Genomic DNA, 15406 nt, shown 5'->3' on the forward strand with positions numbered 1-15406 from the left:
AGGGGGAGCGCGGGGTGGCCCGCGCTCGTTGGTTTTAGACGATACGCATTCGATAGATAGAGGACGTAATGGTTTACGCGGCAATTCTCGCAGGCGGTTCGGGCACCCGTATGGGCAACCCCAATAAGCCCAAGCAGTTTTGGATGATGGGCGATCGCCCGGTGATCGTGCACACCATCGAGAAGTTTTGCCTGGTCGACGAGTTTCAGAAGATCATCGTGCTGTCTCCGGCAACATGGCTGCAGCAGACGCAGGACATTGTGAGCCGCTACCTGGGTGCATTCCAACATCGCATTGACATCGTTGCGGGCGGCGCCGAGCGCAACGACACCATCATGAATGCCATCGACCATATCGAGAAGGCGTATGGCATGGACGACGACACCATTATCGTCACGCACGATGCCGTGCGTCCCTTTGTCGATTACCGCATCATCGTGGAGAACATCGCTGCAGCACGCGAGCATGGTGCTTGCGATACGGTGATTCCCGCCACTGACACCATCGTTCATAGCGTCGACTCCAGCATGATTGCCTCCATACCGAATCGCGCGGAATACTATCAGGGCCAGACGCCCCAGTCTTTCAACGCCAAGCGCCTGAAGAAGCTCTTCCTGGAGCTTTCCGACGACGAAAAGGCCATCCTCACCGATGCGTGCAAGGTGTTCGTTCTGAAGGGCGAAAAGGTTGCAATGGTGCGTGGCAGCGAGAGTAATATCAAGCTCACGTACACCAGCGACATGCGCATAGCCCGCGCCATGATGGAGCAGGAAGAAGAGGGGCATCATGCTTAATTGCGTGTATCGCCTGGTTTCGCCGCGCACCATCGAGCCCGTGCAGGTCGATGTGGCGGTTGGCCCCGAAGATGTCGTCGTGCGCCCCACGCACCTTTCCATCTGTAACGCCGATCAGCGTTACTTCCAGGGGCGTCGCTCCGCGCGTGCCATGGCCAAGAAGCTGCCTATGGCGCTTATCCACGAGGGCATTGGACGCGTGGCCTGGAGCGCCGATGGCGTATTTGAACCTGGTCAGCGTGTGGTCATGCTGCCGAACAATCCCGTGGAGACCGATGACGTCATCAAGGAGAACTACCTGCGCAGTAGCCAGTTCTGCGGCAGCGGCTACGATGGCTTCATGCAAGAGCTGGTAGTCCTGCCTGCTTCCCGCGTCATTGCTCTGCCCGATTCCATCTCCGATGAAGTGGCGGCGTTTACCGAGCTGGTGAGCGTTGCCGTTCATGCGGTGTCGCGGTTTGGCGAAATTGCCCACGTGCGCCGCGAAACGGTGGGCGTATGGGGCGATGGCAACGTGGGATTCATCGTGTCTCTCGTCTTGCGTTCCATGTACCCCAACATGAACATCGTGGTGTTTGGGCGCAATGCCTACAAGCTTGCCGACTTTACGTTCGTGGACCAGACGTTTCTTACCACCGATGCGGCGCATGCGCCGCTCATCGACCACGCTTTCGAGTGCTGCGGCGGTGATGGGGCAGCGTCGGCCATTGGGCAGATCATCGATACCATCAAGCCCGAGGGAACCATTTCCCTCATGGGCGTTTCCGAGAACCCCGTTCCCGTGAATACGCGCATGGTGCTGGAAAAGGGACTGCGCATGTTTGGCAGCAGCCGAAGCGGTCGCCTGGATTTCGAGCGCACGCTGCAGCTGTACCGCGAGCATCCGCAGATTGCCAGCTATCTGGAGTCCCTGGTGGGTTCGGTAAACGACGTCGCTTCCATTCGCGATATCGCGCACGCGTTCGACGCCGATGCACGTAAGCCCATGGGCAAGACCATCATGCGTTGGAACATGTAGCCCGGTTTTTTGCTTGAAAAGCAGCGGCGTCGCAGCCTTTGGGGTGCGGCGCCGCTTTCGTTATTTTGGGTGGTTACTGGAAGGCGCGTTCGTTGAGCTTGAAGTGGCTGCGCTTCGATTCCAGGATGCCGTCGTCGCGCATTTTCGAAATCTCGTTCGACATGGCGCTTCTGTCGACTCCCAGGTAGTTCGCGAGCTGCTGGCGGTTGAACGGGATGTCGAACTCGTTGCTTCCCGCGCGTTCCGACTCATGCGAAAGATACGAGAGCAGCTTGCCGCGAATGGACTTTGGGGTGGTGTGGAACAGCTGCTGGGAAAGCCCCAGGCTGCGTCGGGCGATCATCGTGGTGAGCTTCAGCGAGAGATGACGGTGGTGTGGACACGCGTGGGGGCAGGTGGAGAGCACCTTGCTCGCATTGAGGAACATGATGCGCGAGTCTTCCTGCGCGATGACGTCCACCATAAGGGGTTCGTTGGGTATGGCCGCCTGTTCTTCGCAGAACAGCTCGCCGGTCGAGCAGGTGCGCATAACGCGCGCGTCACCCCATATGTCCACGTTCTCGATGTAGACGCTGCCTTCTAGCACGAGCCCGATTTCGGACGTCATGTCGCCCATGTGGAATACGTATTCGCCGCTTCGGTAGGTTTTCATGTGGGATCCCAGGCATCCCAGCATCGAATCGATGTCCTCTTCGCTCGTGCTTCCAAAGAGCTCGGTGCGTCTGAGCGCGGGCGTTTCATTCATGATGGTCCTCTTCTCGTGCGGGCGGTGGGGCGTTTGGCCCTAGGTTCGTGAAGATTGCTTGTTGCGGGATATCATATCCGCTCATTGTTGTAATCGCAACATACTTTTTCGGTAGGCGCAGATACTCTGCAGGAAGAAGACGATTAGTGAGGAGCAACGGTGATTCGAAAGATTATCGAAATTAACGAAGAGGCATGCAATGGTTGCGGCATTTGCGTGGATGCCTGCCATGAGGGTGCCATCGAGATCATTGATGGCAAGGCTCGTCTGGTACGTGACGATTTCTGCGATGGTTTGGGCGATTGCCTGCCCGAATGCCCCATGGGCGCCATTTCGTTCGTGGAACGCGAGGCTGCTGCGTATGACGAGGCGGCAGTTGCAGCTTCCAAGGCGAAGCAGGCTGCGTTTGCCGCGGCGGCTCATCGCCATGCAGGTGGCGGCTGTCCCGGTTCGGCTATGCGAACGTTCGACCGGTCCGCGCAGGCGGCTGCAAGCGCACCTGCGGCAGCTGCGGCGACATGCGAATCGCAGTTAACGAATTGGCCCGTGCAGATCAAGCTCGCACCTACGCGTGCGCCGTATTTTGATGGGGCAAACCTGCTTATCGCCGCAGACTGCTGCGCCTATTCGTATGCGGCGTTTCACCAGGACTTCATCCGCAATCACGTATGCGTTATCGGCTGCCCCAAGCTCGACATGGTGGACTACACCGAAAAGCTCACGCAGATCATTGCGAATAACGACATCAAGAGCGTTGTCGTAACGCGCATGGAGGTGCCGTGTTGCGGTGGCCTGGAGCATGCGGCGGTGGAGGCCCTGAAGGCGAGCGGCAAGTTCCTTCCTTGGAGGGTCGTTACGTTTTCCCTGGATGGCCGCATACTCGAATAACGCTTCGACTCATCGTGTTAATTGCGAAAGGAGCCATCCCGTGGGATGGCTCCTTTTTCGTGTTTCGCCATGCCTACTTTTCGTCCTGCGAAAGATAGGCGATGTACTCGTTCCCCCAGGTTTCAAGTGCGGAAAGCACGTTCTTGAACTTCATGCCCACATCGCTTAGTTCGTATTCCACGTTGGGCGGTATTTCGGAATGGACGCGGCGGAGGACCAAGCCATCGTTGACAAGCGTTTTGAGCTGACGGGAGAGCGTCGTGTGCGTCATGCTTTCGGGCATGCGCCGTTGCAGTTCGTTGAAGCGCACGGGGCCGTCTTGCAAGAGGTGAAGGATGTAGAGCGACCATTTTCCGCTGAGGACCTTTTGCGAGGTCACGTACGGGCACTTTCCAAAGAGTTCGTTCTGCTGCATGTTTGTCCTTCTAGGTATCGTAAATGATACTGGTATCAAAAAATATCGTACTTGCTTAGGCGAGACTACACTTGTTAAATGGTCCCTGCAACTGGTAAGAGCGAATACGAAAGGCATGCTCATGGAAAAAGCTCTCGACTATTTGGCGAAAAGCGGAACGTTCTACCTGGCTACGGTAGACGGCGATGTTCCCCAGGTTCGCCCCTTCGGCGCGGTATGCGAGTTCGAAGGCAAGCTGTACATCGTCACCAACAATCAGAAGGACGTGTACAAGCAGATGAAGGCTAATCCGCATGTTGCGGTAAGCGGCATGGTCGAGGGCACGTGGATTCGTCTGCGTGGCGTTGTGGCGGAAGACGAGCGTCGCGAGGCTCGCGTTGCCATGCTCGAGGCAAACCCGTCGCTCACGGCCATGTACTCGGCTGACGACGGCCTCATGACCGTCTTCCGCTTCGAAGAGGGAACGGCTACGGTGTGCTCCTTCACCGATGCTCCCGTCGAGTACGCGCTGTAGGATTTCAGCTTACATAGCGCGTGGTGCATGCGCATGACGCCTAGGCGCCCGCTTCCGGCAGGAAGGCGGGCGCTTTTGCCGTTGCGGCATCCTGCGTAGGGGATGGCCTGGTCGTAGTATCATCTATCCAAAAGGGGAGGGATGATATGAGGACAACGCAGCTTGAGTACTTCAAGTCGGTGGCTCGTACGCTCAGCTTCACGCGTGCGTCGGAAGAATGCCATGTTGCGCAGCCGGCCATTAGCCAGCAGATCAAGGCGCTCGAGGACGAACTTGGGTTTCCGCTGTTCGTGCGCTCCACGAAGGGCGTGCAGCTAACGGCAGCAGGTAGGGCATACTACCACGATACGCTGGGCGTTATCGATGCACTCGACAAGTCGGCCAAGCGTGCGCGTGCCATCGCGGAGGGCTCTGCGGGCGTGCTTACGGTGGGCGTGGCCAATTCCGGCCAGACGGCTTACTTCGATGCCCTTCGCGGCTTTATGGCCAGCTATCCCGAAGTCGAGCTGCGTCTGGCTCGCTCGCGTTCCCTTACGCAGCTTCAGGAGCTGCATGATGGCGTCTACGACATCATGGTTACTGCGGTGAGCGAAAGTGCGAAGGCAGTTTCCTATGCCGCGGTAGAGGTGAACGAGCTGTGCATCGTAGCGAGCGCCAATCATCCCCTTGCCAACGCGAAGGGGCTCGTTCCTTCCGATTTGCTTTCCTTTCCGCACATCATCGCCGATTGCGAGAACCAGGCTCTCGTGTACCAAACGTATCCGTATCTGGAAGGCTCTCCGGAAACGCCGCTCGTGCGCGCCGAAGACCAGGACATCGCCCTGGCAGACATGATCATGGGCTTGGGCGTGGAGGCTATGCCCGTTCATGTGGCCCAGGATCTGGGAGCTGATTCCTGCATTCTGGATGTCGTGGGGTATCATGCGAGCCTTGCCGTGGGATGGGCGTATCTTGCGAGCAACGACAACCCTGCGCTCGCCAAATTTCTCGAGTTCTTGAACTAGCGCGTCACATCGGTCTATAAGCCTTTCTTATCGATTCCCGTAAAACCGATATTTCACGAATGGCCTCCCGCGGAATAGGGTAGGGCCATATTGGAAACACGGAGGGAAAAGAGGGAACTATGGCTGAAATCTCACGCCGTAATTTTCTGACGGGTGCGGGCCTTGCGCTTGCCGGCATCGCGGGAGCGGGTGCGCTTTCTGGGTGCGCTCAATCCAAGGGCTCTGCCGATAAGGCGGCTTCCGCCGAAACGAGCGAAATCAAGACGGCTGACGAAACGCGCGACGCCGATATCGTTATCGTGGGCTCTGGCGCCTGCGGTTGTTTTGCCGCATACGAGGCCGCAAAGCAGGGCGTGAAGAACATCCTGGTCGTTACCAAGTCGGGCAACGCAACCGACTCTAACTTCAACGAGATCAGCGGCACGTGCGCCGTCGAGACCGAGGGCACGCGTTCGATTGGCCAGACGTTCACGCTCGTCGACCTGTACAAGCACATGATCGCCTATGCCCATTGGACGGTGAATGCCAAGCTGCTGCGCAAGTGCACCATGCTGCTGACGGAAGATATCGACATTCTTACGAAGATGGGCGTCGAAACGCAGATCTTGGGCGATCGCTACAACGTTGGTTTTACCGACGTGCATGGCTTCATGACTCCCGATAAGGGCCAGCCCATCGAGCAGTACCTTACGGGCGAGGGCGTTGAGTTCCTGTATGGCGCTCCCGCAACGCACATCCTCATGGAGGACGGCGTGGCCAAGGGCGTGCAGTGCGAGCAAAAGGGCAAGGTCATCAACGTGAATGCCAAGGCCGTGCTCGTGTGCACGGGTGGCTACATGGCCAACGAGGAAATGCTCACTGAGATCTACGGCGGTGTCGAAATCGCCAACATGGGTTCGAAGAACAACACGGGCGACGGCCAGAAGATGGTGCTCGAGGCTGGCGGTATGGAAGATCGCATCCATGGCCTGGGCATGAACGACATCTACGGCATGAACAAGAAGTCGACGCTTTCCGTGTTCAACGCTAACCCCCTCATGCAGCTTGCCTTCTATGGTGGTCTGGTAACCGATCCTTCTGGTAAGCGCTTCCTGGACGAGTACATGCTGGCTCAGCAGCCCATGAGCGGTGGCGGCGAGGCCACGCTGCATCAGAAGCGCTACTACGCCATCTTCTCGGGCAACGTGGTGGATTCCATGGCAACCCAGAGCTACTACGCTTCCATTGGCTCTCCTGCCGTATGGACGTCTGCCATGACCATGTTCAATGCTCCCATCCCCGACCTGGAGAACAACCTGAAGAAGGGCAAGGACGAAGGCTGGATCTACGAAGGCAAGACCATTGACGAGCTGGCCAAGGCTGCGGGCCTGATCGACCTGCCTGAAACGGTGAAGAGCTACGATGCCATGGTTGCCGCCAAGGACGATACCGAGTTCTACAAGCGCGAAGAGTTCCTGTGGCCCGTGGAAGATGGCTCCAGCGTGTACTACGCATTCGAGTACAACCCGAGCGCCTTCAACACGTTTGGCGGTGCACGCACCGACGATGATTGCCGCGTCCTCGATGTTGACCTCGAGCCGATTCCCGGTCTGTATGTTGGCGGCGTCGAGAACGGCAGCCTGTTCTGCACGCCGTACTATGACTGCGGCGGTTCCTGCTCGGGCCTGTCCATGGCTTCCGGCCGTATTGCCGCCCAGCATATGGCGGAGTACATCAAGCAGGCGTAAAGCGTCTCGTCTCCTGCTTGAGTGCTTGCATAGCGCACCGCGGCATTGTGCCGCTGCGTCATAGCCGAATGGGAACCCTCCCTCCCATTCGGCCAGCGAAGAAAACGCGCCCACCTCTGCAGCGGTGGGCGCGTTTGCGTGTGCATGCAAGGCAGAAGCTAGCCCTTCCAGAAGTCCCGCTTCAGGTTCTCGCGGTTTTCCTGGTTCGTCTTCTTCAGGATGTTGTGCACGTGCGCTTTGATGGTGCCCAGCGCCAGCGTGAGCTCGTTGGCGATGTTCTGATTATCGCGGCCCAGCAGGATGAGGTGCAGCACCTCGCCTTCGCGCTCGGAAAGGCCGTAGCGTCTGCAGTAGACGGGAAGCAGCTCTTCGATGTGATGTTCGATAGGCACGTCCTCACGTTGGGGCGGTCGTTCGAATCGAATGGCGAGCGTGTGCGCGGACCCGCGTATGGAAAACCAGGCAAGCACGAGGAGCATGACATTCTCGCTGAAGTTACGTTCGGAAAGGTACAGCGGGAAGTCGGACGTGATGAACCCTGGGTCGAGCACAAGGATAACTATGGTGTCTTCGCAGAGTATGCAGAGTGTCAGCAGGGAACAGGCAATGAAGGGCTTTCGGAATCGCTCGAGGCGCATGACCTCTACCGGGTCGGTGGCACGCTTGCGACGGTAGATGCCGTAGAGCGAGATGAAGATGAGGAATACCTGGCGCATGGAATAGTACAGGTACTGACGCCAGGGGCCTTCGGGCAGTAGGAAGAGCACGGCTAGACTTCCCGCGAAGAACGCCACCAGTGGCCCGAATAGCAAAGTGCGGTTACGCACGTCTAGGTAGTCGCAGACGATGAGCCAGAGGCATTGCAGGAAACCGCCTCCAACAATCATTTTCAGGATTGGGTAATTGATGGCGTAGTACTGGGTGGAGTCGAAGACGAGATTCTGCGACAGGAACTCTTCCTGGAAGATGAACGATACGTCGAAGAGGTAGAGCAGGAACATGCCCGCCGCGTACAGGAACACCTTGCGATGGCATACCAGATGCGCGGAAACGCATACGGAGGCGGTAAGCGCGCAAATGACCAGAAGCGTGAGCGTGTAAACGAAGAAAACCAGGCTCAAGATGCATTCTCCCCAAACGATGCAGTCTATTGAGGGAGAGTTTATCGCATGCGCGGGCGTTTAAACCACCGAACTTTACCGCGATTGTCCATTCGAGCGCAATCCCAGCTCAGGTGCTGGGTTAATTTGGGTATAGGCGTTCCGTCGCCAAATTAATCCCGATTATTTCTTTTCATTTCTCCGGTCATTTTCGAATCTGTGCTCAGGAGGCATGCATCGTCCCATGCGATGCGCTTCGCAGCGGCGGGAGAGAGCCGCTACGGGGGCCAGGTACTCAATGAGAAAGGGAGTACGCAAATGGTAAAGGACTATCTGGATACCAACGACTTCACCAAGGAAGAGCTGCTCGACATGGTCGATCTTGCCATGGCCATGAAGAAGAGCATCAAGGAAGCGGGCACCTACCCGCAGCTGCTGAAGAACAAGACGCTCGGCATGATCTTCCAGCAGGTATCCACCCGCACCCGCATCAGCTTCGAGACCGCCATGACCGATTTGGGCGGCCATGCGCAGTTCTACGGCCCCGGCACCATTCAGCTGGGCGGCCATGAGTCCATCGAGGATACCGCTCGCGTCATGGGCAGCCTGGTAGACATCATGATGGCCCGCGTCGACCGCCATAAGGACGTGGTGAACCTGGCTAAGTATTCCGCCGCGCCCGTCATCAACGGCATGAGCGAGTACAACCATCCCACTCAGGAGCTGGGCGACCTGCTGACCATGATCGAGAACCTGCCCGAGGGCAAGAAGATCGAGGATTGCAAGCTCGCCTTCATCGGCGATGCAACGCAGGTGTGCGTATCGCTCATGTTCATCGCCTCGAAGATGGGCATGGACTTCGTGCAGTTCGGGCCGAAGGGCCATCAGATCACCGACGGCGGCCTGCAGGTGGAGAACAAGGTTGACCTGCTTGCCATTGGCAAGGCCAACTGCGAGGTTTCCGGCGGCACCATCACCATCTCCGATGACATCGAGTGCATCAAGGGTGCCGACTTCATCTATACCGACGTGTGGTACGGCCTGTACGACGAAGAGGTTGAAGGCGCCAGCTACATGGACATCTTCTACCCGAAGTATCAGGTGACCATGGACATGATGAACTTCGCGAATCCGAACTCGAAGTTCATGCACTGCCTGCCCGCCACGCGTGGCGAGGAAGTCGTCGACGAGGTCATGGACGATCCCGAGCGTTCCCTGTGCTGGGTGGAAGCCGAGAACCGCAAGCATTCCATCCGCGCGATTCTTGCAGCGCTCTGTCCCCAGGCCCCGGTCAACGAAGCGGTGGCCGCCGAGGCCGCACGGGAAATCGACGCCGCCCTTGCCAAGTTCGGCAAGGCCGCTCGCGCCTAGCAACGATGCCTGCCATGCGGCGGGTAGTCCCCGCCGCATTCTAGAAAAGGGGAGCCATCATGGCTGAAAAGAAATTTTCGTTTGCAAGCGTTATTCTCACCGTAATCTGTGTCGTGTTCGTGGCCGAGGCGGCGGCGCCGGCGTCGGCAATTGGCAACCAGCAGTTCTTCTGGTGGGTGTTCCTGATCATCACGTTCCTGCTGCCTTACGGCCTTATCTGCGCCGAGCTGGGTACCACGTACGAGGGAGACGGTGGCCTGTACGACTGGGTGCGAAATGCCCTAGGCGATAAGTGGGGTGCACGCGTCAGTTGGTACTACTGGATCAACTTCCCTCTGTGGATGGCGAGCTTGGGAACGCTGTTCCCTGACATCATCACCATGTGCTGTGGGGTGGAATTCGACGTGGTGGGCAAGCTTGCCATCGAGCTTGCGTTCGTGTGGGTCGTCGTGTTCCTGTCGTTCTTCAAGGTAAGCGATTCCGAGTGGATTCTGAATGGCGGTGCCGTGCTGAAGGTGCTCATCGCCGTTACCGTGGGCGTTATGGGCATCTGGTTTGCATTGACGTATGGCTTTGCGAACGATATGTCCGCAGAGACTTTCCTGCCCGATCTGACCAGTTTTAACTCGATTCAGTATCTGTCGATTATCCTGTTCAATTTCATGGGTTTTGAGGTAGTTACAACGTTCGCAAGCGACATGAAGAACCCCAAGACCGACATTCCGAAGGCCATTATCCTGGGCGGTATCGCCATTGCGGCCATCTATCTGTTTGCGAGTTTCGGCATTGGCGCGGCCATTCCCGCCGAGGAAATCGACCCCGATTTTGGCATGATCGTTGCCGTCATGACCATGGTGGGCGAGAACTCCTGGCTGTTCATCGTCATCTCGCTCGTGTTCCTGGTGACCCTGTTCGCGAACATGACCAGCTGGTCGTTCGGCGTGAACTTCGTGGCCGAGTATGGCGCCAAGCACAACAACATGCCTGCCGTATTCGCCATCGAATCGAAGAAGACGGGCATGCCTGCCGGTGCCGCTATCGTCAATGGTGTGGTCGCCACGCTTGCCCTGCTCATCCAGCTCATTCCCATCGAGGAGATCTCCACGGGCCTGTTCTGGTCGATCTTCAGCATGAACGTGTGCTTCCTGCTGCTGGCCTACATCCCCATCTTCCCGGCGTTCCTGAAGCTGCGTAAGGTCGATCCTAATCGCGAGCGTACCTATGTCGTGCCCTTCAAGGGCGCCCTCCTGAAGATCGCCTGCGTCGTTCCTGCCATCGAGTTGGTCCTGGCCATCATCGCCACGGTCGTGCCGTTTGGCGCCATCGCCGAGGGTACGGTTGGCTTCGTGGAACTGTTCCCGCTCATTGGCGTTGTCGTGGGTATCGTGGCGGGCGAGGTCATGCGCGTCGTGTGCGCCAAGAAGCGCGAGCGCGAGTTTGCAGGCCTTACCCCCGAGCTTTCCGAGAAGTGGCTTGCTAACCCCGACGTTGCCGATCCGGCCGAGCTTGCCTAGCGGTTCGTTTACCCGGCGCGGGTTCCCGCGCAGCCTGGGCGGGGCGTTCCTCCTTTCGCCCCGCCTTCTCTCAAAGAATGAAAGAGGTCTTACCATGAAGACTATTTCCGAATCTGTATCCATCCCGAAGGCCGACGGCTTCCGCATGCCTGGCGAGTTCGAGCCCCAGAGCCGCGTATGGATGGGCTGGCCCCATCGTACCGATACGTGGTCGTTTGGCGCCAAGCCCGCCCAGCGTCAGTATGCTGCCGTGGCACGTGCCATTGCCGAGTTCACGCCGGTGACCATGTGCGTGAACCAGGTAGACTACGCGAACGCCAAGGCGGTGTTCGAAGAGGACGAGAACATCCAGGTCGTGGAAATGACCACCGACGACGCTTGGTTCCGCGACACCTGCGCCACCTTTGTGGTGAACGATGCCGGCGAGGTTCGTGCGAATCACTGGCACTTCAATGCGTATGGCGGCTTCGAGAACGGCTTGTACTTCCCCTGGGACAAGGACGAGCAGATTGCCGTGAAGGTGGCCGAGTTGGCGGGTGCGCGTACGTATCGCCCCGATGACATGATTCTCGAGGGCGGCTCTATTACCGTCGACGGCGAGGGTACGGTCATCACCACCGACATGTGCCTGCTCGACCCTGGTCGCACGGCAAGCGCCACGGGGCTGGAGCCTTGGAGCGAAGAGCTGCGCGCCTATATGGAAGATCACCTGAAGGCATATCTGGGCTGCGAGAAGGTCATCTGGGTGAAGGACGGCATCGACCCCGAAGAGACCAACGGTCACATCGACGACGTTGCGACGTTCATCAAGCCTGGCGTGGTTGCGTGCATCTGGACCGATGACCCCGATTACCCGTTCTACAACGAATGCCATGCGGCATACGAGACGCTTTCGAACGCCGTGGATGCGAAGGGTCGCAAGCTGAAGGTCTACAAGCTTCCCATGCCCGTGAAGCCGCTATTCATGACCCAGGAAGCATGCGATTCCATCGACATTGACGAGAATGCCGAGCCGCGCGTTGCCGACGAGCCGCTCATTGCCTCGTACATGAACTATTTGGTAACCAACCACGGCGTCATCGTGCCCCAGTATGGTGATGAGAACGATGACCTGGCCGTTCGTACGCTGCAGGATATCTACGATGCCGAATGGGGCGAAGGCGTGTACAAGGCCGTGGGAGTGAAGAGCGAGCAGGTTGTCTACGGCGGTGGTAACATTCATTGCATCACGCAGCAGCAACCGTCGGGAGGTAGGTAAGTCTATGGCTTTCGTCGATAACGATACGCGCGTCGTCGTGGCGCTGGGTGGCAATGCGCTGGGAGATACGCCCGAAGAGCAGATCGAGCGCGTGCGCGCTGCCGCGCCTGAGTTGCTCAACCTCATCACGCAGGGCAACGAGATCATCATCACCCATGGCAATGGCCCGCAGGTGGGCATGATCCAGAAGGCCTTCACGTACGCCCATCAGGTGGACGAGAAGATTCCCATGCTCGACCTGCCTGAATGCGGCGGCATGAGCCAGGGTTACATCGGCTACCACCTGCAGCAGGCCCTGGGCGTGGCGCTGCACAAGGCGTACAAGCGCTGGCACGTGGCGTCTGTGGTTACGCAGACGGAAGTCGACCCCGACGACCCCGCGTTTTCCAACCCCACGAAGCCCATTGGCGCCTTCCTTACGGAAGAGCAGGCCAAGGCTGAAATGGCGGCGCATCCCGAGCAGAAGTACGTGGAGGACTCCGGCCGCGGTTGGCGTCGCGTGGTGGCTTCCCCCGATCCGAAGAAGATCGTGGAAGCGGAATCCATCCTGAATCTGCTCGACAACGACTTCATCGTCATCTGCACGGGTGGTGGCGGCGTTCCGGTAGTACGCGACTACAACGACAAGGGCGCCTACCGTGGCGTTGCGGCCGTTATCGACAAGGACCTGGGCGGCGAGCTTCTGGCCGAGGACTGCAAGGCCGACGTGCTCATTCTGCTCACCGCGGTCGACCATGTGGCCATCAACTTCGGCAAGCCCGACCAGGTGGACCTGGAGGGCATTTCCGTGGAGGAGGCCGAGCGCTATCTGGAGGAGGGCCAGTTTGGCAAGGGCTCCATGGAGCCGAAGGTTCGCGCGGGCATTCGCTTCGCGAAGAGTCGCCCCGGCCGCGTGTGCATCATCGGCAGCCTGGACAAGGCTGGCGACGCCATGGCGGGGAAGAGCGGTACGCGCATTCACCTGTAATGCGTTCAGTCGCTAGAAAGTAAGAAGCGGGCAGGTCGTATGGCCTGCCCGCTTTGCGTTTTAGCCCGCAATGCGCGCAATGAGCGCGTCGATCTGCTCGTCGGTCATGCCGCTACTGTGCAGGTAGTACCTGGCAGGCTCAACATAGTCAATCGATTGGAGGTTGGCCTGGTCATCGACATTAGCCAGGTATCTGAGCATCCCGTCGAAATTCAAATTCCTGATGGCATCGTAGCGATCGGGGTCGCTGTCTTCCGTGATGCCGTAATAGTTTGCGTACGACGCCATGTAATCGGCGGCAAGCTCGTCGTATGAGGCGCCGCAAAGCGCTTCAAGCAGGAGGCATACGAAGCCAGTGCGGTCCTTTCCTTCTACGCAATGCACCAGATAGGGTCCGTCGTGTTGCGTCATCTCGATGAGCCCCTGGGCAAGCGTTTGCTTGAATTCGTCGGAGGAGTAGTTTGCGGTTAGGTTGAGCAGGGCGACGTTGCCCACGCTCCGCAGTTCCATGAAGGGCGTGACGTCTATGCCTTGCTCCTCGTCGAGGGCGGCGTATTCGTCTACTTTGTCATCGTTGTCGGAAAGGTCGAGCACGAACTGAACGCCAGCTTGTTTGAGCAGGGCGCTTGCGTAAGGCGCACGATTGCACTCGTTGTCTATGGGCGACGCCGATCGGTAGAGCACGTTGGGCGCAAGCGTGCCTCCCGCGCAGGCGCGAAAGTTCGCGAAGACTTCGTCGCTTGCGTAGTCCGTTCGGTCGTTCGTGTACGCAACGTCGTGGGCGATTTGCACCGTGTGGAAGGCGTCTGCAGTGTTGAGCCTGATGGTTGCGGTGTCGCCCTCGGAAAGCCCCGAAGCCTCCCAGAGCGAGTCGCCGAAGGACAACGCGGCCCGAATGGTGGAATAGCCGGGATAGCCTACCAGAAGGGGGTCTCCGATGTTTGCGTAGTACCCGTTGTAGTAGGGGATGCCAGTCAATTCGCAGCCGTTTGAGAAGACGATGTCTACGCTATCGCCGAACGCGAAACCGCAGGCATTGAAATCGTCGATGCTGATGGAGAAGTTGATGCCTCCAAAGTCCTGGTCCTTCGAGACGACGAGGCCTTCCAGCAACCCTGGGGCGGAATTAACGTATTGCGCGCTTGGCGCCTGTTCAAGAGGTTGGTCCGTTGCGTCTTCGCTGGGCGCTGTGGGGCTTTGCTGGCTGGGGGAGCAGCCGAAGAGCATGGCGCTTGTCAGCCCAAGCGTGCAGATGATGGCGAATGCAAGGCGATGCGCTACGGGCGTGCGTTCGTTCGTGATGGCGTTCATACGGACTCCCTCGTCTGCGGGCATGTTTGCATCATCATACGCTCTTGCTGTGGGATGGTCGAATGCGTTTGCGCTGCATGAGCGCGTGGTTGCGGTCCGCGGTGCGCGCGTGGTTTCGGCGTATGGATTTGCGCATGCCCTAGGTTCTACGCACTCGGGGGCGTAGAGTGGTCGCAATTATTCTTACGACGGAGGAGCGCCCTATGAAAGCCCTGGTTGTTGTGGACGTGCAGAATGATTTCGTATCTGGTTCGCTGGGTACGAAGGAAGCGCAGGAGATGCTTCCGCGTCTTATGAAGAAGGTCGAGGCCTTCGAAGGCGCCCTGTTCGTGACGCTCGATACGCATGGCGAGGACTATCTGCAAACTCAGGAAGGCCATAACCTGCCCGTCGTGCATTGCGTGCGCGGAACGTGGGGATGGGAACTGCCCGACGAGCTGAGCACCCTTACGGATGCCAAGGGCGCCGCGGTGTTCGAAAAGCCGTGTTTCGGGAGCGTGCAGCTCGCGGAAGAGCTGGTGAAGCTGCATGCTTCCGAGCCCCTGGAGAGCATCGAGCTCGTGGGCTTGTGCACCGACATCTGCGTGGTTTCCAACGCCCTCATGATCAAGGCCGCCTTGCCCGAGGTTCCCGTTTCGGTGGATGCGTCGTGCTGCGCAGGCGTTACGCCCGAAAAGCACGAGGCTGCTTTGGCTGTGATGGAAAGCTGCCAGGTAGCGGTAACGCGATAGCGGAATGATTGATGTACGCCCGAAGGGGGCGGTTCCTTGCGGAGCCGCC

Annotated in this window: 15 protein-coding genes; 11 read left to right on the forward strand and 4 right to left on the reverse strand. The window is 58.5% G+C overall.

Going from position 1 to position 15406, the window contains the following annotated elements; all coding sequences use genetic code 11:
• Positions 1–68: 68 nt before the first annotated feature.
• Positions 69–794 carry an IspD/TarI family cytidylyltransferase gene (locus tag AAY81_RS02950; RefSeq protein WP_066661171.1) on the forward strand — a complete coding sequence of 242 codons (726 nt, stop codon included), beginning with the start codon at positions 69–71 and terminating at the stop codon, positions 792–794.
• Positions 787–1812: an alcohol dehydrogenase catalytic domain-containing protein gene (locus tag AAY81_RS02955; RefSeq protein ID WP_066661174.1), complete on the forward strand. Its 1026-nt coding sequence runs from the start codon at positions 787–789 to the stop codon at positions 1810–1812. The genes AAY81_RS02950 and AAY81_RS02955 overlap by 8 nt, the downstream gene beginning before the upstream one ends.
• A gap of 73 nt (positions 1813–1885) precedes the next feature.
• Here AAY81_RS02955 and AAY81_RS02960 read toward each other — a convergent pair whose 3' ends face one another.
• Positions 1886–2557, reverse strand: a complete 672-nt coding sequence (locus AAY81_RS02960) for a Crp/Fnr family transcriptional regulator (protein ID WP_066661177.1) — start codon at positions 2555–2557, stop codon at positions 1886–1888.
• 159 nt (positions 2558–2716) lie between these two features.
• Between AAY81_RS02960 and AAY81_RS02965 the strand changes: the two genes are divergently transcribed.
• A complete protein-coding gene (locus AAY81_RS02965) occupies positions 2717–3445 on the forward strand; it encodes an ATP-binding protein (RefSeq protein ID WP_066661186.1) in 729 nt (242 codons plus the stop codon).
• 73 nt (positions 3446–3518) lie between these two features.
• Here AAY81_RS02965 and AAY81_RS02970 read toward each other — a convergent pair whose 3' ends face one another.
• Positions 3519–3860, reverse strand: a complete 342-nt coding sequence (locus AAY81_RS02970) for a winged helix-turn-helix transcriptional regulator (protein ID WP_066661189.1) — start codon at positions 3858–3860, stop codon at positions 3519–3521.
• Positions 3861–3981: 121 nt separating this feature from the next.
• On the opposite strand from AAY81_RS02970, the gene AAY81_RS02975 reads away from it, so the two are divergent.
• The 3 genes from AAY81_RS02975 to AAY81_RS02985 all read left to right on the forward strand — a co-directional run bounded on the left by AAY81_RS02975 (position 3982) and on the right by AAY81_RS02985 (position 7105).
• Positions 3982–4374: a pyridoxamine 5'-phosphate oxidase family protein gene (locus AAY81_RS02975; protein ID WP_066661190.1), complete on the forward strand. Its 393-nt coding sequence runs from the start codon at positions 3982–3984 to the stop codon at positions 4372–4374.
• 146 nt (positions 4375–4520) lie between these two features.
• Positions 4521–5378, forward strand: coding sequence for a LysR family transcriptional regulator (locus tag AAY81_RS02980; RefSeq protein WP_066661192.1), 858 nt, complete (start codon positions 4521–4523; stop codon positions 5376–5378).
• Positions 5379–5497: 119 nt separating this feature from the next.
• On the forward strand, positions 5498–7105 hold the full coding sequence (locus tag AAY81_RS02985; protein WP_066661195.1) for an FAD-dependent oxidoreductase: 1608 nt from the start codon (positions 5498–5500) through the stop codon (positions 7103–7105).
• A gap of 158 nt (positions 7106–7263) precedes the next feature.
• Here AAY81_RS02985 and AAY81_RS02990 read toward each other — a convergent pair whose 3' ends face one another.
• Positions 7264–8226, reverse strand: coding sequence for a helix-turn-helix transcriptional regulator (locus tag AAY81_RS02990; protein ID WP_066661199.1), 963 nt, complete (start codon positions 8224–8226; stop codon positions 7264–7266).
• A 297-nt stretch (positions 8227–8523) separates the two neighbouring features.
• Between AAY81_RS02990 and ptcA the strand changes: the two genes are divergently transcribed.
• From ptcA to arcC, 4 genes are all read left to right on the forward strand, one after another.
• Entirely contained in the window at positions 8524–9576 is a 1053-nt protein-coding gene (gene ptcA / locus AAY81_RS02995) for a putrescine carbamoyltransferase (RefSeq protein WP_066661201.1), read from the forward strand.
• 59 nt (positions 9577–9635) lie between these two features.
• Positions 9636–11090, forward strand: coding sequence for an APC family permease (locus tag AAY81_RS03000; protein ID WP_066661208.1), 1455 nt, complete (start codon positions 9636–9638; stop codon positions 11088–11090).
• A 94-nt stretch (positions 11091–11184) separates the two neighbouring features.
• The gene (gene aguA, locus AAY81_RS03005; protein ID WP_066661210.1) at positions 11185–12348 is read left to right on the forward strand and encodes an agmatine deiminase; all 1164 of its coding nucleotides are present in this window, start codon (positions 11185–11187) and stop codon (positions 12346–12348) included.
• Between the two features lie 4 nt (positions 12349–12352).
• Positions 12353–13315, forward strand: coding sequence for a carbamate kinase (gene arcC, locus AAY81_RS03010; RefSeq protein WP_066661212.1), 963 nt, complete (start codon positions 12353–12355; stop codon positions 13313–13315).
• Positions 13316–13375: 60 nt separating this feature from the next.
• Here arcC and AAY81_RS03015 read toward each other — a convergent pair whose 3' ends face one another.
• Positions 13376–14626: a tyrosine-protein phosphatase gene (locus AAY81_RS03015; protein WP_066661214.1), complete on the reverse strand. Its 1251-nt coding sequence runs from the start codon at positions 14624–14626 to the stop codon at positions 13376–13378.
• A 203-nt stretch (positions 14627–14829) separates the two neighbouring features.
• Between AAY81_RS03015 and AAY81_RS03020 the strand changes: the two genes are divergently transcribed.
• A complete protein-coding gene (locus AAY81_RS03020) occupies positions 14830–15357 on the forward strand; it encodes a cysteine hydrolase family protein (RefSeq protein ID WP_066661217.1) in 528 nt (175 codons plus the stop codon).
• Positions 15358–15406 lie beyond the last annotated feature (49 nt).

The sequence above is a fragment of the Denitrobacterium detoxificans genome (genome assembly GCF_001643775.1).
Taxonomy (GTDB): domain Bacteria; phylum Actinomycetota; class Coriobacteriia; order Coriobacteriales; family Eggerthellaceae; genus Denitrobacterium; species Denitrobacterium detoxificans.